This is a genomic window from Streptomyces sp. NPDC046759 (assembly GCF_040645475.1).
GTDB lineage: Bacteria > Actinomycetota > Actinomycetes > Streptomycetales > Streptomycetaceae > Streptomyces.
Map to the genome: position 1 here is coordinate 1 of NZ_JBEYYJ010000017.1, position 21,940 is coordinate 21,940.

Sequence of the window (21,940 nt, forward strand, 5' to 3'; positions counted from 1 at the left end):
GAGAGGTGGTGCAGGTCCGCCATCAGCAGCATGTTCTCCTCGCCGGTGATCAGACCGTCCACGGCGGAGAACTGGCCGGTGACCCCGATCGCCGCGCGCACGGCCTGCGGGTCGGCGGCGAGGTCGTGGCCGCCGACGCTGATACGGCCACTGGAGGGGTCGGCGGAGACGAGGGTGGACAGGATCTTGACGGCGGTGGTCTTGCCGGCGCCGTTCGGGCCGAGCAGGGAGAAGATCGTCCCGGCGGGGACGGCCAGGTCGATGCCGTCGAGGACGGTCTTGTCGCCGTAGGACTTGCGCAGCCCGTTCGCCGCGATGGCCAGGTCGGTCATGGGGGTGCTCCCTTGTGCGGGCTGAGGGCGGCTACAGGCTGCTGGCGCTGATGTCGCCGTAGGCGGTGGTCGCGTGGATGTTCAGGGCGGCGGCGCCGTCGGCGTTCTTGAGCGAGTTCTGGACGCGGCCGTAACCGGTGCCGGCGTCCAGGGAGGCGGAGACTCCGCGGGCGGCGCCGACCGAGATGTCGCCCTGCTGGGTCTTCAGCGTGACCGTGCCGCCCATGGCCTCGGCGATGTGCAGGTTGCCCTTCTGGGTGCTGATCTCGGCGGGACCGCCCAGGCGGCCGACCGAGACGTCGCCGGCCTGGAGGGTGAGGTGGGCACCCGCGGTCTCGTCGAGCTTGACCGAGGCCTGCGGCGCCTCGAAGGCGACGTCGCCGAGCCGGCCGACGCCGCGGAGCTCGGCGCTGGCCGCCTTCGCCTCGATGCGGGAGCCGGCGGGCAGCTGGACGGTGACCTCGAGGGATCCGGACGGGCCGATGAACCGGTTCGAGGGCGCCTGGGTCCGGATGCGCAGGACGCCGCCGTCGAAGGCGACCTCGGTCTGCTCCGCCGTCTTCGCGTCGCGGCTCTTGGAGGCGTCCGAGGGCAGGACCTCGACCGTGGTGTCGGCCCGGTCGGCGGCGATGAACCGGATGTGTCCGGCGGGGATGTCGAGGACGACCGAGACCGGGGCGGGGGTGTCGAACGTCTGCGTGGTGCCCTGCTTCTTCTGCATCGTGCGCTCCTTCGGGTTGTTGTTTCCGATGACAGAAACGCTACGTTGCATTCATAGATCTGGCAACGACCTCGTTGCGTGAAACTGCTGTCATTGCAGGTGAAGGCCTGGAAATCGTTGCAACGCTTCCAAATCTAACGCAACGGCTCGTCATTCGGTTCGTTGCAATGAATTGGCGGTGAACGCTATACTGGTGAGACCAGGGACCACGAAGGAGACCACGATGCCGGGAGGCAGACTCACCCAGCAGGAGCGCCAGCAGATCGCGCTGGGGGTGGCCGACGGCCTCGCCTACGCGGAGATCGCCAGACGCCTCGACCGCCCGACCTCGACCATCACGCGCGAGGTCATGCGCAACGGCGGACCCACGGCCTACCGCGCCGACCTGGCCCACCGCGCCACCGAACACCGCGCCCACCGCCGCAGGCAGGCCGCGCCCCGCGACCCGAAGGCGCCCGCGCAGGCCTACGGACGCGACGCCGAGGCGGTGCGCGCGTACGAGGAGACGTTCACCACCGTCCTCATGGCCTCGGGCATGTCCAAGATGATGTCCCGGGTGCTGGCCTGCCTCTGCATCAGCGACACGGGCAGCCTCACCGCGTCCGAGCTCGTCCAGCGCCTCCAGGTCAGCGCGGCGTCCGTCTCCAAGGCGATCGCCTTCCTCGAGAGCCAGGGCCTCGTCCGCCGGGAGCGGGACGAACGCCGGCGCGAGCGCTACGTCGTCGACGACGACATCTGGTACCAGTCGATGATGGCCAGTGCCCGGTCCACCGCCCAGCTCGTCGACGTCGCACGGCAGGGCGTCGGCGTCCTCGGCCCCGGCACCCCGGCCGCCGCCCGCCTGGAGAACATCGCCCGCTTCCTGGACTTCGTCTCCGAGAGCATCGCCCGCGCCGCGGACCAGGCCCGCGAAGTCCTGCACACGAAGCCCGAAACGGCGTCCGACAGCACGGTCTGAGCCGCGTTCCGGAGCCGATGGCACCGCGGCGCCCGGGGGCGGCACACCCCTCAGGGCCAGAGCAACGTCCTGCTCCATCCGAAGCCCGTGCTCCGGTACTCCAGACGCACATGGCGCCGGTCCGCGTCGCCCTGGAAGAACTCCACCGTCTCCGGGCGAAGCCGGTACAGGGTCCAGGTGGGAGACGGCTCGGCCGGGTTGTCGCGGGCTCGCTCCCACGCGGTCTGCGACGCCCGCCGCAGCTCGTCCAGCGAGGAGAGCTCCTCGCTCTGCCGCCCGGTGAGCGCCGCGGCGAGCGCCCCCGTGGAGCGGGCGTGCAGGTCGGCCTGGCTGTCCTGGGACGGAGCCGCCGTCACGGGCCCGCGCACCCGCACCTGGCGGCCCAGCACCGGCCAGTAGAAGACCAGGGCCGCGTGGGGGTGCGCGCTCAGGGCCCGGCCCTTGCGGCTCGTGGCGTGCGTGGCGAAGGACCAGCCGCCCGCGTCGGCGCCGTGCAGCATCACGATCCGTGCGTCCGGCCTGCCGTCCTCGTCCACCGTGGCCAGCGACATCGTGTGCGGTTCCGGCTGCCCGGCCGCCACCGCGTCCGAGAACCAGCTCGTGAACAGCGCCAGCGGGGTCGGCGGGGCGGTGTCCGGGTCGAAGGAGCGTAGCTCGGTCGTCTCGGGGTCCCAGACCCGCAGTGACCTCAGAGTTGCGTGGAGATCCGTTTCCATGTGCCGAGTATCGCCACCGGGCCGCCTCGCGGTGCGGGCCGCGCCCCGGGGTCCCGTCATCCGTTCGGGAGCCGTCCCGCGACGCACACGAGTGCCTCCGCGTGAGCCCCCGAGGCCGGGGACGCTCGGAGCCACGGGCTTCGGGACTGACGGTGAGGGGCGATGACCTGGACGGCGAGGACCTGGACTGGTTCGGTAGAAAGGGGGGACCGGCGCGGGCGGAGTTCCTGGGGGACCGGGCCGGTTTCGTCGTTCCGGTGGTCCACGGCGACCAGATCGCCCACATCCGCAGGGTGGTGACCGAACGGTTCCCGACCTCCGTGCACCGGGGACAGGCCGGGATGACGCAGAGCGTCGTCCGGGCCTTGCGGCATGAGCGGCCCCCCGACGCCGTGGCCGTGGTCTTCCTGGTCCTGCAGGAGCCCTGGACACCTTCCGCCGCGCCGCCGTGCGGGCTCTGCCGGCCACCGAGGAACTCGAGGACGACATGTTCGCGGAGCGGCGCCCCGAGCAGGGCTTCCAGCCGGCGCGGCTGCGACGGCGCTCCGCCCTCCTCCCTCACGCGCTGCTGCCCTACCTCCGGGCGACCGAGGGCGTCCTCGCGCGACGGATGACGAGCCCCAGCTTTCCCGAGGCGCGGCAGCGGAGCGCCGGGTTCTTCGGCATGAACTTCACCTTCCTGACGGACAGGCCGGAGACCAGGGACGAGTTCTGGCTGCTGGCCATCGGGCTGCAGGCGATCCTCCTGCCGGGATCCCTCTACGTGCTGCACCGCACCCGCATCTGGCGCCGGCCGCCGGACGAGGACCAGTGCTGCGACCGGAAAGGTTCACCGGCTCAAACCTTTCCGGTCACAGCACCAGCCGGCCCGCCGTACGTCCCGGTCAGCGGGCCAGGACCACGGTCCCGGCGGAGCAGAACCAGCCGCCCGTCCCCGAGGCCACCCCGAGCCTCGGCAGCTGCCCGTCCCGCGCCCGCACCTGCCGCTGCCCGGCCTCCCCGCGCAGTTGCCGTACCGCCTCCACCAGCAGGAACAGCCCCCGCATCCCGGGGTGCTGGGCCGACAGGCCGCCCCCGTCCGTGTTCACCGGCAGGTCCCCGCCCCGTACCAGCAGCCGGCCCTTCTCCACGAACGCCCCGCCCTCGCCCTTCCCGCAGAAGCCCAGGTCCTCCAGGGTCACCAGGGTCATGTAGGTGAAGGCGTCGTAGATCTGCGCGAAGTCCATCTCGTCCGGCCCCACCCCCGCCCGCCGGAACGCCAGCCGCCCGCTCACCGCCGCCGGGGACACCGTGAAGTCCTCCCACTCGGACATCGCCGCGTGCGAGACGTGTTCGCCCGTGCCGAGGATCCAGACGGGGGCCGTACGGCAGTCCCGCGCGTACTCCTCGGCCACCAGCAGGACCGCCGCGCCGCCGTCGGAGCGGATGCAGCAGTGCAGCTTGGTGAAGGGATCGGCGATCACCGGGCCGGCGAGGACGTCGTCGACCGTGACGGGGTCGCGGAACATCGCCTCCGGGTTCAGGGCCGCGTTCGCGCGCGCCTGCACCGCCACCTGGGCCAACTGCTCGATGGTCGTGCCGTGTTCGATCATGTGGCGGCGGGCGGCCATCGCGTACTTGGCGATCAGGGTGTGCCCGTAGGGGACTTCGAACTGCAGCGGCCCACGGGCGCCGAAGGACAGGTCGCCCGTCCTCAGGCCCGCCTTGATGTCCGCGCGTGCGGTCGAGCCGTAGACCAGGAGGACGGCGTTCGCGTGGCCCGCCGCTATCGCGTCCGCCGCGTGTGCCGCCATGACCTCCCAGGTCGAGCCGCCGACCGAGGTCGAATCCACCCAGGTGGGGCGCAGGCCCAGGTACTCGGCCACCTCCACCGGGGCCAGCGTGCCGAGGCCGGCGGAGGCGAAACCGTCGACCGCCGAGCGGTCCAGGCCCGCGTCGGCCAGGGCCCGGCGGGCCGCCTGGGCGTGCAGGGCGTACGCCGTCGCGTCGTCCACGCGCCCGCAGTCGGACAGGGCCACACCGGCCACGGCGACCTTCCGGCTCCCACGACTCATGCGAAGGCTCCTCCCCCTGGGCATCTCGGTCCGGTGCTCCTAATATGACGCCCCGTCAGATAGAGAGGGAAGACCATGGACACGCGCCTGACCGCCGAGCAGGAGGAGATCCGCCGCACCCTGCGCGAGCTGCTGCACAAGCGGTGCGGCTCGCCGGAACTGCGGGCCGCCGTCGACGGTCCGGCCGGACACGACCCGCTCCTGTGGTCGGCCCTCGCCGACCAGCTCGGCCTGCCGGGACTCGCCTTGCCCGAGCGGTACGGCGGCGTCGGCTGTTCCGTCACCGAACTGGCCCTCGCGTGCGAGGAGACCGGCAGGGCGCTCGCCCCCTCCCCGCTGCTCGCCACCTCCGTCCTCACCGCCCCGCTGATCCTCGCCCTCGGTACGCAGGCCCAGCGAGCCGAGCTGCTGCCGCGTCTCGCCGCCGGCGCCCTCACCGCCACCCTCGCCGTGCCCGGGCCCGCCCTGACCACGGCCCTCGGACTGACCCGCGACAACACCGGGTTCTGCGCCGGCGGCGGGCGGGCGGGCGGTGTGCAGGCCCGGCGTGCCGGGGACGGCTGGCTGCTGTACGGGCAGGCCGACCAGGTGCTGGACGGGCACAGCGCGGGGCTGCTGCTCGTCGCCGCGCACACCGGTGGCTTCGCGCGGTCCCGTACCCGGCTGTTCCTGGTGGCGGGGGACGCGCCCGGTGTCGTACGGGTCCGGCAGACCGCGCTCGACGCCACACGGGCGCAGGGGCGGGTGCAACTGCGGGACGTGGGAGCGGAGTTGCTGGGCGAGGAAGAGGTGGATGTGCTGCCCGTGCTCGCCGCGCTGGGGGACGGCGTGGGCGCCGTGCTCGCCTGCGAGGCGGTCGGGGCCGCGGACCGGGTGCTGGAGCGGACCGTGGAGTACGTCGGGCAGCGGGAGCAGTTCGGGCGGGCGGTGGGGTCCTTCCAGGCCCTCAAGCACCGGCTGGCGGATGTGTACGTGGCGGTGCAGGCGGCGCGGTCGGCGGCCTACTACGCCGCATGGGCGGCCGCGCCGCCGGCGGCCTGCGGGCCGCCGCCCGGCGTCCGGCGGGAACGGGCCGGCGGTCTCGCGCTCGCGCAGGCGCTCGAGGCCCTGCGGGCCGCCGCCGCCGAGGGGATCCAGTTGCACGGCGGGATCGGGTTCACCTGGGAGCACGACGCCCATCTGTACTTCAAGCGGGCCGCCGGGGACGAGCTGCTGTTCGGGCCGGCGCACCGGCTGCGGGACCGGGCCGCCGAGAGCGCCGGTCTCTTCGCGGACGGGAAGGTGGCCGTCTGATGGCCGGCCTCGGCGTGCGGTTCGTGCAGCGGGTGTCGTCCACCCGGGCCTTCGCGAAGGCCGCCCCGCATGTGGTCCCGGCGCTCGACCGCGCCGTGCACCGGCTCACCGGGGGACGGTATCTGCTCAGTGCCCGGATGCTGCCCGGGGTGATCCTCACCGCCACCGGCGCCCGCAGCGGGCGGCTCCGCAGGACCCCGCTGGCCTGCATGCCGGAGGAGGGCGGCAGGAGCTGGATCCTGGTCGGCTCCAACTTCGGGCGCACCGGACATCCGGCGTGGACCCACAATCTGCTCGCCCACCCGGACGCCTCGATCAGCTGGAAGGGCCGGGACGTCCCGGTCACGGCCCGGCTGCTCGCGGGAGGGGAGCGGGCGCGGGCGTGGCGGGCGGTCCTGGCGTTCTGGCCGCCGTACGCCGCGTACCAGGAGCGGGTGACCAGGCAGATCCGGCTGTTCCGGCTCACGGTCCGCTAGCGCCCCGTTCGGGGCGCGGGGTGTCTCGGCATGCGGCTGTGCCGCGTGGGTTCGAGCGGTCACAGCGGGCCCGCGTGCGCCCGACGGCATACCGCGGCACCCGCTGCGGCGCTGGTGCCCGCGACGGCACTAGAACGTGGCCAGGCGCTCCGCCAGGAGGACCGCGCCGATCCCCAGCATCGCCGCCCCCGACGTCCGGGTCACCGCGCGGGCCGCCGCCGGCCTCGCGGACAGCAGCGCACGCGACAGCGCGCCGACGGTGAGGTAGACGGCCGCGCAGCAGGCCATGTGGAGCAGTCCGAGGGCGGCCGTCTGGACCGGGACGGGCAGGTGGGCGCCGCGCAGGGTGAGGAACTGGGGGAGGACCGAGAGGTACAGGAGCAGGCCCTTGGGGTTGAGGCCGCTGATCGTGGCGCCGCGCAGGAAGATGCGCCGGCCGGCGGAGACCTCGTCCGTGGCCCCGGGTACGGCCGGCCGGCGCAGCACACCCCAGCCGAGCCACAGCAGATAGCCGGCGCCCGCCACCGTCAGCGCCGTCAGCAGCTTCGGCGAGCCGGCCACCAGGACTGCCAGGCCCGCCGTCGCCAGGGCCGTGTGCAGGGCGTAGCCGCAGACCAGGCCCGCGACCGCGCGCGGTACCGGACGGCCGCGCAGGGTGGTCGCGATGACGTACGCCCAGTCGGCGCCCGGTACGCACACCAGCAGCAGGTCCACGGCGAGGAAGGAGAAGAGCAGTCCCGAGTCCATGTCGGCGACATTAGGCGCGAGTGGCCCGAAAGTGTTCCCGGAGTTTGCTCGCAACCAGGGCTCTCGAGAGAAGATCTACCCCATGGACGACGTAGACCGGAAAATCCTTGCGGAGCTGCAGCAGGACGGGCGGCTGACCGTGACCGAGCTGGCCGCCCGGGTGCGCCTGAGCGTCTCGCCCTGCCACCGCCGGCTGCGCGAGCTGGAGCGTGCCGGCGCCATCCAGGGGTACCGGGCGGTGGTGGACCCGGGGGCGCTCGGGCTGAACTTCGAGGCGCTGGTCTTCGTGTCCATGCGCCAGGAGGACCGGGACACGGTCGCCGAGTTCGAGCGGGCGGTCGGCGAGCTGGAGCACGTCCTCGACGCCCAGCGGCTGTTCGGCGAGCCCGACTACCTCCTGCGGGTCGCCACCGCCGACCTCGCGGCCTTCCAGCGGCTGTACGACGACCGGCTCGCGACCCTGCCGGGAGTGCAGCGGCTGACCTCGACCCTGGTGATGAAGCACGTCGTGCGGGACCGCCCGTTGCCGGCATAGCGGAACGGGCGGTGGCTCACCGCAGGGTGAACCACCGCCCGCCAGACAGGACTTGGAAGCCGGAAAAACTGGAAAAAAGGGGTGCTCCGGAGCCGGTGCTACTTGCTGGGCTTCTTCCCGGTGACGCCCAGGTGCACCAACAGCGCCAGGTTCGGCTTGAGTTCGGCCTGCTTCACACCCCAGGACGAGAAACCCTTCTGGTGGGCAGCGACCGCCGCGAGCATCGCGACCAGCGAGCCGGCCACCGCCGCCGGGTTGACGTCCTTGTCCACCCTGCCCTTGGACTGCAGCTCGGCGATGGAGTCGGCGAGTGAGTTGTTCACGGAGTTCAAGATCTTCATGCGGATCTTGTAGAACCGTTTGTCCCCCTCGGCCGCGCCGAGGTCGACGACCCGCAGGATGGCGTCGTTCTTGCGCCAGAACTCCAGGAAGCCGTCCACGAGTTCCTGCGCGGTCTGCCATCCGGACTTGCCGGCCCAGGACCGCCCTTCGAGCAGCTCGGTCAATCCGGCGCCCTCGGCCGCCATTTGCTCGGCGATCTCCAGGACGGCGCCCTCGACGTCCGGGAAGTACTGGTAGAAGGTCGCGGGCGAAGTGCCCGCCTTCCGGGCGACATCGATGACCTTGACGTCCCGGTAGGGGGAGGAGCTGAGCATCTCGCTGAGGCAGTCGAGCAGCTTCTGCCGGGTCGCCTGCCCACGCCGTCCGGCCACGCGGCCGTCGACGGTACGCACTTGTCCTGTCATGCCGTCAGCTTACCGAGGGGTGATCGGAGCGCGATTCGGCCGACTGCAAATGGGGTGCACGGGTGCTCTGGGAGTGGTGTGCCTGGTCTGCGGGGTGCGGGCGGCCCGGTTACTTTGGCGACATGGCCGAAAACAGGGCATCCGCGAACGAAGAGGCGGAAGAGGTAGAAGAGGCGGAGGAGATCGTGGAGGGGGAAGTGGTGGAGGCGGAGGAGGTGTACGGGGAGGGCGTGCCCTGCTGGGTGGACGCCCAGCTCGCCGACGTCGAGGCGGGCAAGCGGTTCTACGGTGAGCTCTTCGGGTGGACCTTCGAGGACGCCTACGGCTCCTCGGTGTGGGCCCTGCTGGAGGGGGAGCCCGTCGCCTCGCTGGCCCCCAAGATCGACGGCCGTATGCCCACCGTCTGGACGGTCTCGTTCGCCACCCCGGACGCCGAGGCGCTCGGCCGGCGGATCACCGCGGCCGGCGGGCAGATGGTCATGGCCCCCTTCCCGGTGGGCGACCTCGGGGTCGCCGCCCTGGCCACCGACCCCGAGGGGGCGGTGTTCGGGCTGTGGCAGCCGGGGGCCCTCCGCGGCTTCGGGAGCCGTCACCGGCCCGGCACGTTCGTCTGGGCCCAGCTGTACACCCGGGACACCGCCTCCGCCAACGCCTTCTACGGCGGCCTCTTCCACGACGCCCTCTTCGGTTCCGGAGCCGAGCCCGACTTCGGCCGGGCGGCCGTCACCGATCTCTTCCCGGCCGAGATGCCCCCGCACTTCCTCACCCACTTCCGGATCACGGACCTCGACGACGCCCTCGGGGCCGTACAGCGGCTCGGCGGCCGGGTGTACGCGCCACCCTTTGAGACGTCGTACGGACGAGTGGCCGTCGTCACCGACAATCAGGGGGCGTCGTTCGCACTACTGCAGCGCTGATCCGTCCGCTTTGGATTGATTGGGTGTGAGACACCCCGATTGTCACCGGGTTCGCAACCAGCCGCCCGGCCAGGAAGAATCGGGGTGCGTGCCGCCATGGCGGTGCGGTGGTGAGACGCTGCACTTCGGTCGCGTACATATGGGGTGGCGCGGCTTGTACGGGGAGGTGGCAGGCAAGTGGATCAGCTGACGCAGCACGATCCGCGGCGGATCGGGCCGTTCGAGGTGCTGGGCCGGCTGGGCGCCGGCGGCATGGGGCTGGTCTATCTCGCGCGCTCGGCGTCCGGCCGGCGCGTGGCGATCAAGACGGTGCGCACCGAGCTGGCCGAGGACCAGCTCTTCCGGGTCCGCTTCACCCGCGAGGTGGAGGCGGCCCGCGCGGTCTCCGGCTTCTACACCGCGGCCGTGGTCGACGCCGACCCGCGCGCCGCCGTGCCGTGGCTGGCGACCGCGTACGTCCCCGCACCCTCCCTCGAGGAGATAGTGAACGACTGCGGACCGCTCCCGGCCCAGGCCGTGCGCTGGCTCGCCGCGGGCGTCGCGGAGGCCCTCCAGTCCATCCACGGGGCGGGTCTGGTGCACCGCGACCTGAAGCCGTCCAACGTGCTCGTGGTCGAGGACGGCCCCCGGGTGATCGACTTCGGCATCGCCTCCGGCGTCTCCAACACCCGCCTGACCATGACGAACGTCGCCGTCGGCACTCCCGCCTACATGTCCCCCGAACAGGCCAAGGACTCCCGCAGCGTCACCGGCGCCAGCGACGTGTTCTCGCTGGGTTCCATGCTGGTCTTCGCGGCCACCGGTCATCCGCCGTTCCACGGCGCCAACCCGGTCGAGACGGTCTTCATGCTGCTGCGCGAGGGCCCGGACCTCACCGGCCTCCCGGACGAGCTGCGCCCGCTGATCGAGGTCTGCATGCAGATGGAGGCCTCCGCCCGGCCCACCCCGGCCGACCTCCAGGCCCAGCTGGCACCCCATCTCTTCGGCTCGGGCTCGGACGACAGCGGCACCGCCTCCGCCTGGCTGCCCGAGAAGGCCGTCGCCCTCATCGAGTCCCGCCGCGGCGGCCGCCCCGCGCCCAAGCCCTCCCCGGCCCCGATCGGCGGCCCGAGGAGCGGTGGCCGGGCGGCCGTACCCCCGCCGCCGCCGTACGACCCGCCCGTGCCGTCCCCGGCGCCCATGGGCGCCCCCGACGCCGGCCCGGTCCGGCTGGCCGGCGCCCAGGTGCCCATCGGCCCCGGTCCGCGCGTCGCCGACGCCCGTGCCGCCGCCGTCAAGGCGCCCCCGCCGGAGGCCGGCCTGGCCGCCAGTTGGTCCCGGCCGCGCCCCGGCGTCGACCCCGTCGTGCCGGCCGCGTCGCCCCAGCCCCCGGAGACCGCGAGCGGCTGGCGGCCCTGGCGGTTCCGCATGTCCAACGAGGTCTGGGGGACCCCGGCCGTCGACGGCGACCTGGTGTACGTCACCTCCTTCGAGGTGCACGCCCTGGACGTGGGCACCGGCCGCCGCCGCTTCAAGACGCGGGACGTCGCCTGGTCCATGGCGGTGGCGGACGGCCGTATCCACGCCTCCGACGGCCCCACCCTGTTCGCCCTGGAGGCCCGCGAGGGCAACGATCTGTGGCGGCTGTCGACGGACGCCTGGGTGTACTCCCTGCACGCCGACCACGGAACGGTCGTCACCGGCACCCGTGGCGGCGGTGTCCGGGCCTGGGAGGCCGCGAACGGGCAGAAGCTGTGGGAGCTCAGCGGCTGCCAGACCGACTTCGAGTCCCCCGAGGCCGGCCCGCTCGTCCACGACGGCACGGTCTACGTCTGGCAGGACGCCCGGCTGCGCGCCCTGGAGGCCCGCACCGGCGAGGAGCGCTGGTCGTACCCGGTGGGTGACGCGGCCTCCTGCGGCGGCGTGCCCGTCCGTCTCACTCCGGCCCCCGACGGCCACGTCTACGTCTGCGCCGGCACCCGCGTCCTCGCCATCGAGGTGGCGACCGGCAGGGTCCGCTGGCACTTCGAGGCTCCGGCGGTCTTCCTCAGCCCGCCGACCTTCGCGCCCGGTCCGGCGGTGACGGGCGGCGGCGTCTACCTGGCGGACTATCTGGGAACCGTCTACGCCCTGGACGCCACCGACGGCCGCGACCGCTGGCGCATCGCGACGGAGGCCCGCTCCTCCATCGAGCCGGTGCTGGTGGCGGCTGGCCATGTGCACGTCGGCAGCGGCAAGGGCCTCTACACCCTGGACGCGGTCACCGGCACGCCCAAGTGGCGCTTCCAGGCGGGCGGCGACGTGGTGGGCGCCCCCGCGGTGGCCGAGGGTCGCATCCACTTCGGCTCCACCGACCATCTGCTGTACACCCTGAAGGCCGACGACGGCCGACTGCGCTGGAAGCTCGCGACGGGCGGTGAGATCACCGGCTCCCCGGTGGTCAAGGACGGCGTGGTGTACGCGTGCAGCAAGGACCGGTGCGTGTACGCGCTCGACGCGGAGAAGGGGACGGGGACGGCGCGCACGGCGTGAGGGGCCCGACGGGGGTGCGTGACGGCCGTCGTACCGGTGTGTCACGGAAGGGCTCCGGACGGCGGCCGTCGCAGGGCCGACGCTACCCCGCCCTCACGGCACCCGCCACGCGGTGACGCCCGGCCGGCCGGGCCACGCACGACCGTTCACCGCACCCGGTACTCCCTGCGCCGCCCGGCGAACAGCTCGGCCTGCCGCCCGGCCGGCAGATTGCCGAGCGCGACGAGGTGCGGCGCCTGCGTGAACGCCTGGGCGAGGGCCGCCTCCCTGCCCGCCCACAACGCCCGCACGGTCCCCTGCACCCCCTGGGGCGGATAGCCGGCGATGACACCGGCACAGCGCACGGCGGCCGCCAGCGCCCCGCCCTCCTCGGTGACCTCGGAGACCAGCCCGATCTCCTGGGCACGCCGGGCGGAGACCCGCTCGGCGGTACCCATCAGCATCATCCGGGCCGCCTCCCCGTACGGCATCCGTGCGGCCATCAGCATCGACTCGTAGGCGCTGACCATGCCGTACGCGGTGTGCGGGTCGAAGAACTCGGCGGTGGTGTCGGCGACGACGAACTCGGCCTCCCCCAGCAGGTAGAAGGCACCCCCGCAGGCCATCCCGCGCACGGCGGCCACCACCGGCTTCCACAGGTCGTTCGCCTTGGGCCCGATGGCCAGCAGCGGGTCGTCCTGCATGTACGGCGAGGAGGGCTGCGGTACGACGGCGTCCCGGTCGATCCCGGTGCAGAACGCCCGCTCCCCGCTCCCGGTGAGCACGACGGCCCGCACGGAGTCGTCGAACCGCATCCGCCGCCACACGCCCGTCAGTTCGGCGGCCATCCGCAGGTCGACGGCGTTGAGCCGCTCGGGCCGGTCCAGGGTGACGACGGCGACCCCGCTGTCCTTGTCGGTCTCGACCCGGACGGTGCTCACGCGAGCACCCACTGCGGCAGCCCACCGGAGAAGACCGCCTGCACCCGCGCCCCGATCCTCAGGCGCCGGGGATCCAGGGAGTCGAGCCCGGCTCCCGCGTGCGTGACCACATTGCCCACGAGCCGTATCCGCGGGGCGTCCTCCAGTTCCACCACGACCACGTTGTAGGGCGCCCGCTCGGCGTAGCCGGGCAGCAGGGGCGGATGCGGCACGACGTACGACCACACCCGGCCGTGCCCCGACACCGCCCGCCACTCGGCTGCGAAGGACTGGCAGTGCGGGCAGCAGGGCCGGGGCGGGAACCGCGGCTCCCCGCAGTCGCCGCAGGCCTGGACGCGCAGTTCACCGCGGGCCGCGTACTCCCAGAAGGGCGCGCCGTCGGTGTCGGTGACGGGGGTCAGCATGGTCAGCTCCTGAGGAGGAGAGCGGAGGTGGGCACGCCCTCGCCCGCCGTGACCAGGCAGGTGGCGGCGTCGGGCACCTGGGCGGTACTGGTCCCGCGCAGCTGCTTCACCCCTTCGTTGATGAGGTTGAAGCCGTGCACGTAGGCCTCGCTGAGCCCGCCGCCGCCCGTGTTCAGCGGCAGCCGCCCGCCGGTCTCCAGGGCGCCGCCCTCGGTGAAGGCACCGCCCTCCCCGCGCCCGCAGAAGCCGTAGCCCTCCAGGGACAGCGGGACGAGGGCGGTGAACGCGTCGTAGATCTGGGCCACGTCGACGTCGTCCGGGGTGAAGTCGGCGTGCTTCCACAGGTGCCGGGCGGCGGTCCAGGCGGGGCCGGTGAGGGGGTCGTCGTTCCAGTAGTTGACCATGCCGTGGTGCTGGGCGGGCAGCCCCTGGGCGGCGGAGTGGACGTACACGGGCCTGGTACGGCAGTCCCGGGCGCGCTCCCTGCCGACGACGACGCAGGCGAGGGCCCCGTCCGTCTCCAGGCAGTTGTCGAACAGGCAGAGCGGCTCGCTGATCCAGCGCGAGGTCATGTACATCTCGCGGGTCAGCGGCCGTTCGTACATCACGGCGGCCGGGTTCTGGTTGGCCCGGTTCCGGCAGGCGAGGGCGACGTGGAACAGGTGGTCGCGCGTCGCGCCGTACTCGTGCATGTACCGCCGCGCGAGCATGGCTATCTCGTCGGCGGGCCGGAGCAGCCCGAAGGGCCGGGTCCACTGGGCCGGAGTGGGCAGCTGCACGGCGGTGCTGGTCCAGGGCCGCGGCCCGCTGCCCCTCTTGCGCGAGCGCCAGGCGACACCGACGGTGGCCTGTCCGGAGGCGATGGCGGCGGCGAGCTGCCCGACGGTGGCACAGGAGCCACCGCCCCCGTATCCCACCTTGCTGAAGAACGTGAGGTCCCCGAACCCCACGGCCTTCGCGAGCTCGACCTCGTCGGTCTCCTCCATGGTGTAGGAAGCCAGGGCGTCGACCTCGCCCGGTGCTATCCCGGCGTCGTCGAGCGCCGCGAGCACGGCCCGGCAGGCGAGCGTCTTCTCGTCCTCCGGAAGGTGCTTGGCGAACGCGGTCTGCCCGATCCCGACGATGGCGGTGGCGTCCTTCAGCCCGGTACCTGCCATGGCGTCCCCCTCTCCTGACAGACCGTCAGGCTACCGCTAATCTGACGGTCAGTCAGCTATGCGGGTGCGGGGAGGGCCGTCGTGGGCGAGTGGAACACCATCCCGGAGCTGGTGCGGTGGTCGGCCGAGTCGTACCCGGACCGCGAAGCGGTGGTCGAGGGCCGCACGAGGATCACGTACGCCGAACTGGGCGCCCGGACCGAACGCGCCGCCGCGGCCTGCCTGGCGGGCGGGGTGCGCACCGGCGACCGGGTCGCGGTCTGGGCCCCCAACTCCCTGGACTGGATCGTGGCGGCCCTCGGCGCGGTCTCGGCGGGCGCCGTCCTGGTGCCGCTCAACACCCGCTTCAAGGGGGCGGAGGCGGCGGACGTGCTGCGCCGCAGCGGAGCGCGGCTGCTGTTCGTGACGGGCACGTTCCTCGGCACCTCGTACGTGGCGTCCCTGCGCCGGGCGGCGGGGGAGGGGGTGCCGGACGGCCGGGGACCGCTGCCCGGCCTGCCCGAACTGGAGCAGGTGGTGGTCCTGTCCGAGGACGCGCCGCCGGACTTCCGGACGTGGAAGGACTTCCTGGCGTCGGGGGAAGGCGTGCCGTCGGCGGAAGTCCGCGCCCGCGCCGGGGAACTGGACGGCGACGCGCTGTCCGACATCGTCTACACCTCGGGTACGACGGGCCGCCCCAAGGGCGCGATGATCACGCACGCGCAGACGCTCCGTGCGTACGAGATCTGGGCGGACCTGGCCGGCCTGCGCGGCACGGACCGCTACCTCATCGTCAACCCCTTCTTCCACACCTTCGGTTACAAGGCCGGGGTGATCGCCTGCCTGATGCGCGGGGCGACGATGATCCCGCAGCCGGTGTTCAACGTGGAGACGGCGCTGGCGAACATAGCGGCGGAACGGGTCTCGGTGCTGCCCGGCCCGCCCACCCTCCACCAGTCCCTGCTGGACCACCCCTCCCGCGACACCCACGACCTCTCGGCGCTGCGCCTGGTGGTGACGGGAGCGGCCGTGGTCCCCCTGCTCCTGGTGGCACGCCTCCGCGACGAACTGGGCGTCGACACGGTCCTCACGGCCTACGGCCTCTCCGAGGCGAGCGGCATCGTCACGATGTGCCGGCGCGGCGACTCCCCGTCGGTGATCGCGTCGTCCTCCGGCCGCGCCATCCCCGGCACGGAGATACGGGTGGCCGACGCCTGCGGTGCGCCGCTGCCGCCCGGTGCGGCGGGCGAGGTCCAGGTCCGCGGCTTCAACGTCATGCGCGGCTACTACGAGGACGCCGCGGCGACCGCCGGGGTGATCTCCGCGGACGGCTGGCTGAGCACGGGCGACGTGGGTGTCCTGGACGCCTCCGGCAACCTGCGCATCACGGACCGCATCAAGGACATGTTCATCGTCGGCGGCTTCAACGCCTACCCGGCGGAGATAGAGCAGCTGCTCGGCCTCCACCCGGACGTCCGGGAGGCAGCCGTCATCGGCGTCCCCGACCCCCGCCTCGGTGAGGTCGCCAAGGCCTTCGTGGTGCGCAGGCCGGGCTCACCCCTGACGGCGGACGACCTGATCGCCTGGTCCCGCCGCGAGATGGCGAACTACAAGGTGCCGAGGACGGTGGAGTTCGTCGGCGAGCTGCCGCGCAATGCGAGCGGGAAGGTGGTGAAGGGGGAGCTGCGGGACAGAGGGTGAAGGGAAAACACCTCGGCCGCGACGGCTCCCCCTCGGTGCCGCCGCGGCCGGTTCCCCCGTCGGACCTGGATCAGGCGGGCTCGGACGTGATGTGGATGTTGTCCGGGGTGACGGTGCCCTGGTCCTTGGCGTCGGTGATGTGGATGTTGTCCGGCGTGACGGTGCCGTCGTCCTTGGCGTCGGTGATGTGGATGTTGTCCGGTTCGACCGACTGGTCCTTCGTGGTGTCGCTCATGGTGCTTCCCTCCCTGGGCGCAGAACTCGGTTGTGCGGCTCGTCCGGCCGTTCCCCCGATAGGACGGCCGGACGAGCAACAGGTCGCCCCACCCTAGATCGTTGACGGGGCGTCTCACCGGCAGTCCGCGTGCCCCCCGACGCGACGGACCGACAACAAGAAGAGTGCTGCCCGGCGATAAACGAACGATGAACGTCGGCTTGGCTCACACGGTGGCGGCCGGTGACAGCAGCGCGCGGACCGCCGCGGCCTCCGGCGAGCCGAGCGCTTCGTGGATGGAAAGGGCCTCCTGCCAGCACACCTGCGCCCGCCCGGGCTGCCCTATCCCGTGCAGGGCCCGGCCGAGAACGGTGAGCACGTTCCCCCGCCGCCACTCGCCACCGATCCCGCGGAGCACGGCCAGGGCGGCTTCGGCGTTGACCGAGGCCTGGGCGTGCCGGCCGGTCGCGAGGTCGAGTTCCGCGAGCCGGAACAGGGTCATCCCCTCCCAGAGCCGCTGGCGGCTCTCCCGGAAGACCTGGAGCGCCTCCTGGAACCGCTCGGTCGCCTCGACGTGCAGGCCGTTCTGCGTGAGCGCCATCCCGAGGGCGTACCGTCCGTTGGCGCTCTTCACGGCGTGGCCCAGGGCCTCGTACATCTCGACGCCCTGCTGGGCCAGTTCCACGGCGCTCCGCGGGCGTCCCGTCACCACGTGGATGCGGGACAGGTTGCACAGGACGCTGGCCTCGCCGGCCCGGTCCCCGCAGTCCCGGAAGTCGGTGAGCGCCTGCTTGAAGTGTTTCTCCGCGTCGGCGTAGCGCCGCTGGTAGAAGGCCATGGCACCCCGGCAGTTCCGGGCCCAGCACCGGGCCAGCGGGTGATCGAGTCCCTCTCCCAGTTCGAGTGCCTCGCGGGCGGCGTCGTCCGCTTCCGCGAACCGCCCGGACAACTGGTGGGCGTTGGCCAGAACCACCGCGGCCCGTACCTGCGCGCTGCGGTCCCCGCAGGCTCGCGCGGCGTCGAGCAGGGCGAGGGCGGCGGCGTCGTACTCCCGTGAGTTGGCGCCCGACTCGGTCAGGTCGACCGCGGCCCAGAGCAGGTCGATGGCCCGCAGCAGCGTCGTCGGTCCCGCGAACTGGCGCACGCACGCGAGCAGGGACACGGCCTCGGCGTACAGCCAGTCCTGGGCGCCGTGCCGGTCCGTGAAGGCCAGCCCTGGATACTCGGTCGCCTGCAGATGGTCCACGACCCGGTCCCCGGGCCGTTCCATCGCGTACACCTGGGCCGCCGTGGCCAGGTAGAAGTCCAGCAGCCGCGACATGGCGGCCTCCCGCTCGCTCGGCGGCTGCTCGTCCCGCTCCGCACACGCACGCGCGTAGAGCCGGACCAGGTCGTGGAAGCGGTAGCGTCCCGGTGCCGCCGACTCCAGCAGCGACGTGTCCACCAGGGCTTCCAGGAGGTCCTCGGTGTCCTCGGCCGGCAGGTGCAGGACGGCCGCCGCGGCAGCCAGCGAGATGTCCGGGCCGTCCGCGAGGCCCAGCAGGCGGAACGCGCGGGCCTGGGCCGGCTCCAGTTGGCCGTAGCCCAGCTCGAACGTCGCCTTCACCGCCAGGTCGCCGGCCTGGAGCTCGTCCAGACGGCGGCGTTCGTCGGCGAGTTTCGCCGCCAGGACCGAGACCGTCCAGGTGCGGCGGGCCGCCAGGCGGGAGGCGGCGATGCGGATCGCCAGCGGCAGGAAGCCGCAGGCCGCCACCACGTCCAGGGCGGCCTCCCGCTCGGCGGCCACCCGCTCCGCGCCCACGATCTTCGTGAACAACGACAGCGCCTCGTCCGGGGACATCACGTCCAGGTCGACCAGGTGCGCCCCGGCCAGCCCGACCATGCGGACACGGGAGGTCACCAGGGCCGCGCAGCCCTCGGTGCCGGGCAGCAGCGGACGTACCTGGGCGGCGTCCTTGGCGTTGTCCAGCAGGACCAGGACCCGGCGGCCGTCCAGGACCGAGCGGTAGAGGGCCGCCCGTTCGTCCAGGCTGTCCGGGATCGCCGAGTCCGCCGTGCCCAGGGCGCGCAGGAACGAGCCGAGGACCGTCTCCGGTTCCGCCGGGCGGTGGCCCGCGCCCTGCAGGTCGACGTACAGCTGGCCGTCCGGGAAGGCGCTCCGCGCCCGGTGGGCCACATGCACCGCGAGGGTCGTCTTGCCCACGCCTCCGATGCCGGCCAGTGCCGACACCGCCATGACCCGGCCGGCCGCGCCCGCCGTCTCGGAGGCGCAGGAGAGGACCTCGCTCAGTTCGTCCACGAAGGAGGCCCGGCCCGTGAAGTCGGGGACCGACGCCGGCAACTGGGCCGGGCGGACCGCGACCACCGCGGGCTCAGCCACCGGAGCGGACGGTTCCGCCAGTGCCGGGTCCGCCCGGAGGATGCGCTGCTGCAGCTCCCGCAGGCCCGCGCGGGGGTCGACGCCCAGTTCCTCGGCCAGCAGGCGGCGGGTGTCGGCGTAGACCGCCAGGGCCTCCGCCTGCCTGCCGCTGCGGTACAGCGCCAGCATCAGCAGTTCACGCAGGCGTTCCCGCAGCGGGTGCGCCGCGGTGAGGGCCGTCAGTTCGGAGACCGCCTCCGCGTGGCAGCCCTGCTCCAGGTCCATGTCGAGGCGGGACTCCAGCAGGCCCAGGCGCCATTCCTCCAGGCGGACCCGCTGGGTCTCGGCGTACGGGCCGGGCACGCCGGCCAGGGGCTCGCCGTCCCATCGGGCCAGGGCCTGGTTCAGCAGGTCCCGGGCGCTGCACAGGTCGCCCGCGGTCCGCGCCTTCTCCGCCTCCGCCGCCAGGTCCTGCGCGACGGCCAGGTCGAGGGCGCCCTGGCCCGGCGAGCGCACCGCGTAGCCGCCGGACTCGCTCACCAGGACTCCGGGGCCCAGGATCTTCCGCAGCCTGGACGCGTAGGTACGCACCGCCGCCAGTGCCTGTGACGGGGGCTCGCTGCCCCACAGGGCGTCGATGAGTTCCGCCGCCGTCGCCGTCCGTCCCTCGCGCAGCAGCAGTGCGGCCAGCAGGGCGCGCTGCTGGGGGGAGCCCGTGCTGAGCTGCTCCTCGCCGCGCCAGGCCCGCACCGGACCGAGCACGCCGAACCGCAGCGCCTCCTGCTCCGTGACGGTCACGGAGCCGGGACGCCGCTGCTCAGGCACTCGCGGCCCACCGTCCATCCGTTCGTCCCCCTCGGCATCACGAACAACCCCGTCAGTTTGCCTTGTTCGGGCCGGTTCCGTCAGCCGTGGGAGACACCGATCACAGGGTGGTGCAGGTCGGTCCACAAAGCCCTCACACCCTCTCCGCACGCGCCGGGCCGGACCCCGGCCGAACACCATAGCTGACGGACCGTCAGATCAGCGCTACCGTGAGGCCCATGGAGACCACAGAGTTCCCGCTGATCATCTCCGTCGACGACCACACCGTGGAGCCCGCCACCGTCTGGCGGGACCGGCTGCCGAGGAAGTACCTGGACGCCGGGCCCCGGATCGTGCGTGCCCCGGTGAAGGAGATGACCTTCCTGGGCGGGCGTTTCAGGCCCGTCATGGGCGAACCGGGCGGCACCGACGGCCCCCTCGGCGACTGGTGGGTGTACGAGGACCTGCGCCGACCCCTCACCCGCCTCGACACCGCCGTCGGCTGCGACCGGGACGAGGTCAGGCTGGAGGTGATCACGTACGAGCAGATGCGGCCCGGTTCCTACGACGTGGCCGCCCGGCTCGCCGACATGGACGTCAACCACGTCCAGTCCGCCGTCTGCTTCCCCACCTTCCCCCGGTTCTGCGGGCAGACCTTCGCCGAGGCCGCCGACAAGGAGCTCGCCCTGTTGTGTGTGCGCGCCTACAACGACTGGATGGTGGAGGAGTGGTGCGGCCCCGAGGCGCGGGGACGGCTGATACCGCTGTCCCTGACACCCCTGTGGGACGCTGAGCTGGCCGCCGCCGAGGTGCGGCGCAACGCGGCGCGGGGCGTGCGGGCCGTCGCCTTCTCCGAGATACCCCCGCATCTCGGCCTGCCGTCCGTCCACACCGAGGACTGGGACCCCTTCCTCGCGGCCTGCGACGAGACCGGCACGGTCGTCGCCATGCACATCGGCTCCAGCAGCCGTATGCCCTCCACCTCGGCCGACGCCCCGCCCGCCGTCGGTTCCACCATCACCTTCGCCAACTGCTGCTTCTCGATGGTCGACTGGCTGATGAGCGGGAAGTTCGAGCGCTTCCCGAACCTGAAGGTCATGTACGCCGAGGGACAGATCGGGTGGATCCCGTACATCCTCGAGCGCGCGGACGTGGTGTGGGAGGAGAACCGGGGGTGGGGCGGGGTCGCCGACAAGGTGCGCCGGCCGCCGTCCGAGCTGTTCGCCGGACACGTCCACGGCTGCTTCTTCGACGACGCCTTCGGGCTGCGGAACCTCGACGCGATCGGGGTCGGCAACGTCCTGTACGAGACCGACTACCCGCACTCCGACTCCACCTGGCCCAAGTCCCGTGAGGTCGGCGAGGCGCAGATGGGGCACCTGCCGGCGGACGTGGTCGAGCGGATCGTGCGCGGCAACGCCATCGAGCTGCTGGGGCTGACGCAGGACGGCCTCTGGAAGGGGCCGAGGTGAGCCTGGCGTACGGCATCCAGCTGCCCGTCCAGTCGCAGAGCACCCTCTACGCGGAGGGCTGGGAGGCCGACGCCGGACCGGCGGACCTGGTCGCGGTGGCGCGGGCCGTGGACGGCGCCGGGTTCGACTACCTCGCCTGCTGTGATCACGTGGCCGTCCCGCGCCGCCTCGCCGCCGCCATGAGCACGGTGTGGTACGACCCCGTCGCCACCCTCGCCCACCTCGCCGCCGTGACCGAACGCGTCCGGCTGCTCAGCCATGTGGCCGTGGTGGCGCTGCGGCATCCGCTGGTCACGGCCAAGCAGTACGCCACCCTCGACCACCTCTCCGGCGGCCGGCTGATCCTCGGGGTCGGGGCCGGGCACGTCCGGGAGGAGTTCGCGGCGCTCGGGGTGGACTTCGAGCGGCGCGGAGCGGTGCTGGACGAGAGCATCGACGCCCTGCGGGCCGCCCTCGGGCCCGAGGAGTTCCCGGAGCACCACGGGAAGTTCTACGACTTCGGCGGTCTCGGGCAGCGGCCCCGGCCCGCGCAGCCGGACGTGCCGGTGTGGGTCGGCGGCTCCTCGCCCGCCGCCGTACGCCGGGCCGCGCTCCGGGGCGACGGCTGGCTGCCGCAGGGGGATCCGCGGGAGCGGCTGCCCGCACAGGTCGCCCGGATCCGGGACATGCGGGCGGACCAGGGCATCGACGCGCCGTTCACCGTCGGCGCGATCGCCGAGCCGCTGTACGTCGGGCGGGCCGGCTGGGAGGTCGGACGGCGCACCCTCACCGGGACGCCGGAGCGGATCGCCGAGTCGCTGCGGGAGTACCGGGCGCTCGGCGTGGACCAGATCCAGGTGCGGTTCCGCAGCCGGAGCCGCGCCGAACTCATCGATCAGATCAGGCTGTTCGGGGCGGAGGTCGCACCCCGGCTGAACTGAGGAG

General features: G+C 72.9%; 21 protein-coding genes. 9 read left to right on the top strand and 12 right to left on the bottom strand.

Going from position 1 to position 21,940, the window contains the following annotated elements; genetic code table 11:
• Positions 1 to 332: ATP-binding cassette domain-containing protein (locus tag ABZ919_RS22670; RefSeq protein ID WP_361250644.1), on the bottom strand; the 332-nt coding region annotated here is incomplete at its 3' end.
• Positions 333 to 363: 31 nt separating this feature from the next.
• Positions 364 to 1,053 (bottom strand): DUF4097 family beta strand repeat-containing protein, encoded by a 690-nt coding sequence (locus ABZ919_RS22675; RefSeq protein ID WP_361250646.1) that lies wholly within the window; start codon positions 1,051 to 1,053, stop codon positions 364 to 366.
• Positions 1,054 to 1,276: 223 nt separating this feature from the next.
• On the opposite strand from ABZ919_RS22675, the gene ABZ919_RS22680 reads away from it, so the two are divergent.
• Positions 1,277 to 2,011 (top strand): helix-turn-helix domain-containing protein, encoded by a 735-nt coding sequence (locus ABZ919_RS22680; RefSeq protein WP_361250649.1) that lies wholly within the window; start codon positions 1,277 to 1,279, stop codon positions 2,009 to 2,011.
• A gap of 50 nt (positions 2,012 to 2,061) precedes the next feature.
• Here the strand turns inward: ABZ919_RS22680 and ABZ919_RS22685 are convergent, their stop codons facing one another.
• The 3 genes from ABZ919_RS22685 to ABZ919_RS22695 all read right to left on the bottom strand — a co-directional run bounded on the left by ABZ919_RS22685 (position 2,062) and on the right by ABZ919_RS22695 (position 4,781).
• Entirely contained in the window at positions 2,062 to 2,727 is a 666-nt protein-coding gene (locus ABZ919_RS22685; protein ID WP_361250652.1) for a pyridoxal 5'-phosphate synthase, read from the bottom strand.
• Between the two features lie 573 nt (positions 2,728 to 3,300).
• Positions 3,301 to 3,453 carry a hypothetical protein gene (locus ABZ919_RS22690; RefSeq protein ID WP_361250655.1) on the bottom strand — a complete coding sequence of 51 codons (153 nt, stop codon included), beginning with the start codon at positions 3,451 to 3,453 and terminating at the stop codon, positions 3,301 to 3,303.
• A gap of 158 nt (positions 3,454 to 3,611) precedes the next feature.
• The gene (locus ABZ919_RS22695) at positions 3,612 to 4,781 is read right to left on the bottom strand and encodes an acetyl-CoA acetyltransferase (RefSeq protein ID WP_361250657.1); all 1,170 of its coding nucleotides are present in this window, start codon (positions 4,779 to 4,781) and stop codon (positions 3,612 to 3,614) included.
• Positions 4,782 to 4,856: 75 nt separating this feature from the next.
• On the opposite strand from ABZ919_RS22695, the gene ABZ919_RS22700 reads away from it, so the two are divergent.
• Positions 4,857 to 6,074, top strand: a complete 1,218-nt coding sequence (locus ABZ919_RS22700; protein ID WP_361250659.1) for an acyl-CoA dehydrogenase family protein — start codon at positions 4,857 to 4,859, stop codon at positions 6,072 to 6,074.
• Positions 6,074 to 6,550 carry a nitroreductase family deazaflavin-dependent oxidoreductase gene (locus ABZ919_RS22705; protein WP_361250662.1) on the top strand — a complete coding sequence of 159 codons (477 nt, stop codon included), beginning with the start codon at positions 6,074 to 6,076 and terminating at the stop codon, positions 6,548 to 6,550. Before ABZ919_RS22700 ends, ABZ919_RS22705 begins: the two co-directional genes overlap by 1 nt.
• Positions 6,551 to 6,679: 129 nt before the next feature.
• Here the strand turns inward: ABZ919_RS22705 and ABZ919_RS22710 are convergent, their stop codons facing one another.
• Complete coding sequence (locus ABZ919_RS22710; protein WP_361250665.1) at positions 6,680 to 7,297, bottom strand: LysE family translocator; 618 nt, start codon at positions 7,295 to 7,297, stop codon at positions 6,680 to 6,682.
• 82 nt (positions 7,298 to 7,379) lie between these two features.
• On the opposite strand from ABZ919_RS22710, the gene ABZ919_RS22715 reads away from it, so the two are divergent.
• On the top strand, positions 7,380 to 7,832 hold the full coding sequence (locus ABZ919_RS22715) for an Lrp/AsnC family transcriptional regulator (protein ID WP_361250668.1): 453 nt from the start codon (positions 7,380 to 7,382) through the stop codon (positions 7,830 to 7,832).
• A gap of 98 nt (positions 7,833 to 7,930) precedes the next feature.
• On the opposite strand, the gene ABZ919_RS22720 is transcribed toward ABZ919_RS22715, so the two are convergent.
• Positions 7,931 to 8,578 carry a TetR family transcriptional regulator gene (locus ABZ919_RS22720; protein ID WP_361250670.1) on the bottom strand — a complete coding sequence of 216 codons (648 nt, stop codon included), beginning with the start codon at positions 8,576 to 8,578 and terminating at the stop codon, positions 7,931 to 7,933.
• Between the two features lie 242 nt (positions 8,579 to 8,820).
• Here ABZ919_RS22720 and ABZ919_RS22725 point away from each other — a divergent pair, with 242 nt between their 5' ends.
• On the top strand, positions 8,821 to 9,495 hold the full coding sequence (locus ABZ919_RS22725; RefSeq protein ID WP_361251049.1) for a VOC family protein: 675 nt from the start codon (positions 8,821 to 8,823) through the stop codon (positions 9,493 to 9,495).
• A gap of 177 nt (positions 9,496 to 9,672) precedes the next feature.
• Positions 9,673 to 12,006 (top strand): PQQ-binding-like beta-propeller repeat protein, encoded by a 2,334-nt coding sequence (locus tag ABZ919_RS22730; protein ID WP_361250673.1) that lies wholly within the window; start codon positions 9,673 to 9,675, stop codon positions 12,004 to 12,006.
• 146 nt (positions 12,007 to 12,152) lie between these two features.
• Here ABZ919_RS22730 and ABZ919_RS22735 read toward each other — a convergent pair whose 3' ends face one another.
• From ABZ919_RS22735 to ABZ919_RS22745, 3 genes are read right to left on the bottom strand one after another with little or no spacing between them, the layout of a single operon-like run.
• Positions 12,153 to 12,926: an enoyl-CoA hydratase/isomerase family protein gene (locus ABZ919_RS22735; RefSeq protein ID WP_361250675.1), complete on the bottom strand. Its 774-nt coding sequence runs from the start codon at positions 12,924 to 12,926 to the stop codon at positions 12,153 to 12,155.
• On the bottom strand, positions 12,923 to 13,330 hold the full coding sequence (locus ABZ919_RS22740) for an OB-fold domain-containing protein (protein WP_361250678.1): 408 nt from the start codon (positions 13,328 to 13,330) through the stop codon (positions 12,923 to 12,925). Before ABZ919_RS22740 ends, ABZ919_RS22735 begins: the two co-directional genes overlap by 4 nt.
• Before the next feature lie 2 nt (positions 13,331 to 13,332).
• Positions 13,333 to 14,487 (bottom strand): lipid-transfer protein, encoded by a 1,155-nt coding sequence (locus tag ABZ919_RS22745; RefSeq protein WP_361250680.1) that lies wholly within the window; start codon positions 14,485 to 14,487, stop codon positions 13,333 to 13,335.
• An 81-nt stretch (positions 14,488 to 14,568) separates the two neighbouring features.
• Between ABZ919_RS22745 and ABZ919_RS22750 the strand changes: the two genes are divergently transcribed.
• The gene (locus ABZ919_RS22750) at positions 14,569 to 16,167 is read left to right on the top strand and encodes a FadD3 family acyl-CoA ligase (RefSeq protein WP_361250682.1); all 1,599 of its coding nucleotides are present in this window, start codon (positions 14,569 to 14,571) and stop codon (positions 16,165 to 16,167) included.
• Between the two features lie 70 nt (positions 16,168 to 16,237).
• On the opposite strand, the gene ABZ919_RS22755 is transcribed toward ABZ919_RS22750, so the two are convergent.
• Both ABZ919_RS22755 and ABZ919_RS22760 read right to left on the bottom strand, forming a co-directional pair.
• Positions 16,238 to 16,402 (bottom strand): hypothetical protein, encoded by a 165-nt coding sequence (locus tag ABZ919_RS22755; protein ID WP_361250684.1) that lies wholly within the window; start codon positions 16,400 to 16,402, stop codon positions 16,238 to 16,240.
• 205 nt (positions 16,403 to 16,607) lie between these two features.
• A complete protein-coding gene (locus ABZ919_RS22760) occupies positions 16,608 to 19,583 on the bottom strand; it encodes a BTAD domain-containing putative transcriptional regulator (RefSeq protein WP_361250687.1) in 2,976 nt (991 codons plus the stop codon).
• A gap of 200 nt (positions 19,584 to 19,783) precedes the next feature.
• Here ABZ919_RS22760 and ABZ919_RS22765 point away from each other — a divergent pair, with 200 nt between their 5' ends.
• Both ABZ919_RS22765 and ABZ919_RS22770 read left to right on the top strand, forming a co-directional pair.
• Positions 19,784 to 21,016 carry an amidohydrolase family protein gene (locus tag ABZ919_RS22765; RefSeq protein ID WP_361250689.1) on the top strand — a complete coding sequence of 411 codons (1,233 nt, stop codon included), beginning with the start codon at positions 19,784 to 19,786 and terminating at the stop codon, positions 21,014 to 21,016.
• Positions 21,013 to 21,936, top strand: a complete 924-nt coding sequence (locus ABZ919_RS22770; protein WP_361250691.1) for an LLM class F420-dependent oxidoreductase — start codon at positions 21,013 to 21,015, stop codon at positions 21,934 to 21,936. Before ABZ919_RS22765 ends, ABZ919_RS22770 begins: the two co-directional genes overlap by 4 nt.
• Positions 21,937 to 21,940 lie beyond the last annotated feature (4 nt).

Excerpts from the sequence above, each read along its gene's own strand:
- ABZ919_RS22720 (WP_361250670.1), bottom strand. The coding sequence starts at position 8,578 with ATGACAGGACAAGTGCGTACCGTCGACGGCCGCGTGGCCGGACGGCGT.
- ABZ919_RS22715 (WP_361250668.1), top strand. The coding sequence starts at position 7,380 with ATGGACGACGTAGACCGGAAAATCCTTGCGGAGCTGCAGCAGGACGGG.
- ABZ919_RS22765 (WP_361250689.1), top strand. The coding sequence starts at position 19,784 with ATGGAGACCACAGAGTTCCCGCTGATCATCTCCGTCGACGACCACACC.
- ABZ919_RS22710 (WP_361250665.1), bottom strand. The coding sequence starts at position 7,297 with ATGGACTCGGGACTGCTCTTCTCCTTCCTCGCCGTGGACCTGCTGCTG.
- ABZ919_RS22740 (WP_361250678.1), bottom strand. The coding sequence starts at position 13,330 with ATGCTGACCCCCGTCACCGACACCGACGGCGCGCCCTTCTGGGAGTAC.
- ABZ919_RS22705 (WP_361250662.1), top strand. The coding sequence starts at position 6,074 with ATGGCCGGCCTCGGCGTGCGGTTCGTGCAGCGGGTGTCGTCCACCCGG.
- ABZ919_RS22695 (WP_361250657.1), bottom strand. The coding sequence starts at position 4,781 with ATGAGTCGTGGGAGCCGGAAGGTCGCCGTGGCCGGTGTGGCCCTGTCC.
- ABZ919_RS22685 (WP_361250652.1), bottom strand. The coding sequence starts at position 2,727 with ATGGAAACGGATCTCCACGCAACTCTGAGGTCACTGCGGGTCTGGGAC.
- ABZ919_RS22675 (WP_361250646.1), bottom strand. The coding sequence starts at position 1,053 with ATGCAGAAGAAGCAGGGCACCACGCAGACGTTCGACACCCCCGCCCCG.
- ABZ919_RS22760 (WP_361250687.1), bottom strand. The coding sequence starts at position 19,583 with ATGGACGGTGGGCCGCGAGTGCCTGAGCAGCGGCGTCCCGGCTCCGTG.
- ABZ919_RS22755 (WP_361250684.1), bottom strand. The coding sequence starts at position 16,402 with ATGAGCGACACCACGAAGGACCAGTCGGTCGAACCGGACAACATCCAC.
- ABZ919_RS22690 (WP_361250655.1), bottom strand. The coding sequence starts at position 3,453 with ATGGCCAGCAGCCAGAACTCGTCCCTGGTCTCCGGCCTGTCCGTCAGG.
- ABZ919_RS22680 (WP_361250649.1), top strand. The coding sequence starts at position 1,277 with ATGCCGGGAGGCAGACTCACCCAGCAGGAGCGCCAGCAGATCGCGCTG.
- ABZ919_RS22745 (WP_361250680.1), bottom strand. The coding sequence starts at position 14,487 with ATGGCAGGTACCGGGCTGAAGGACGCCACCGCCATCGTCGGGATCGGG.
- ABZ919_RS22700 (WP_361250659.1), top strand. The coding sequence starts at position 4,857 with ATGGACACGCGCCTGACCGCCGAGCAGGAGGAGATCCGCCGCACCCTG.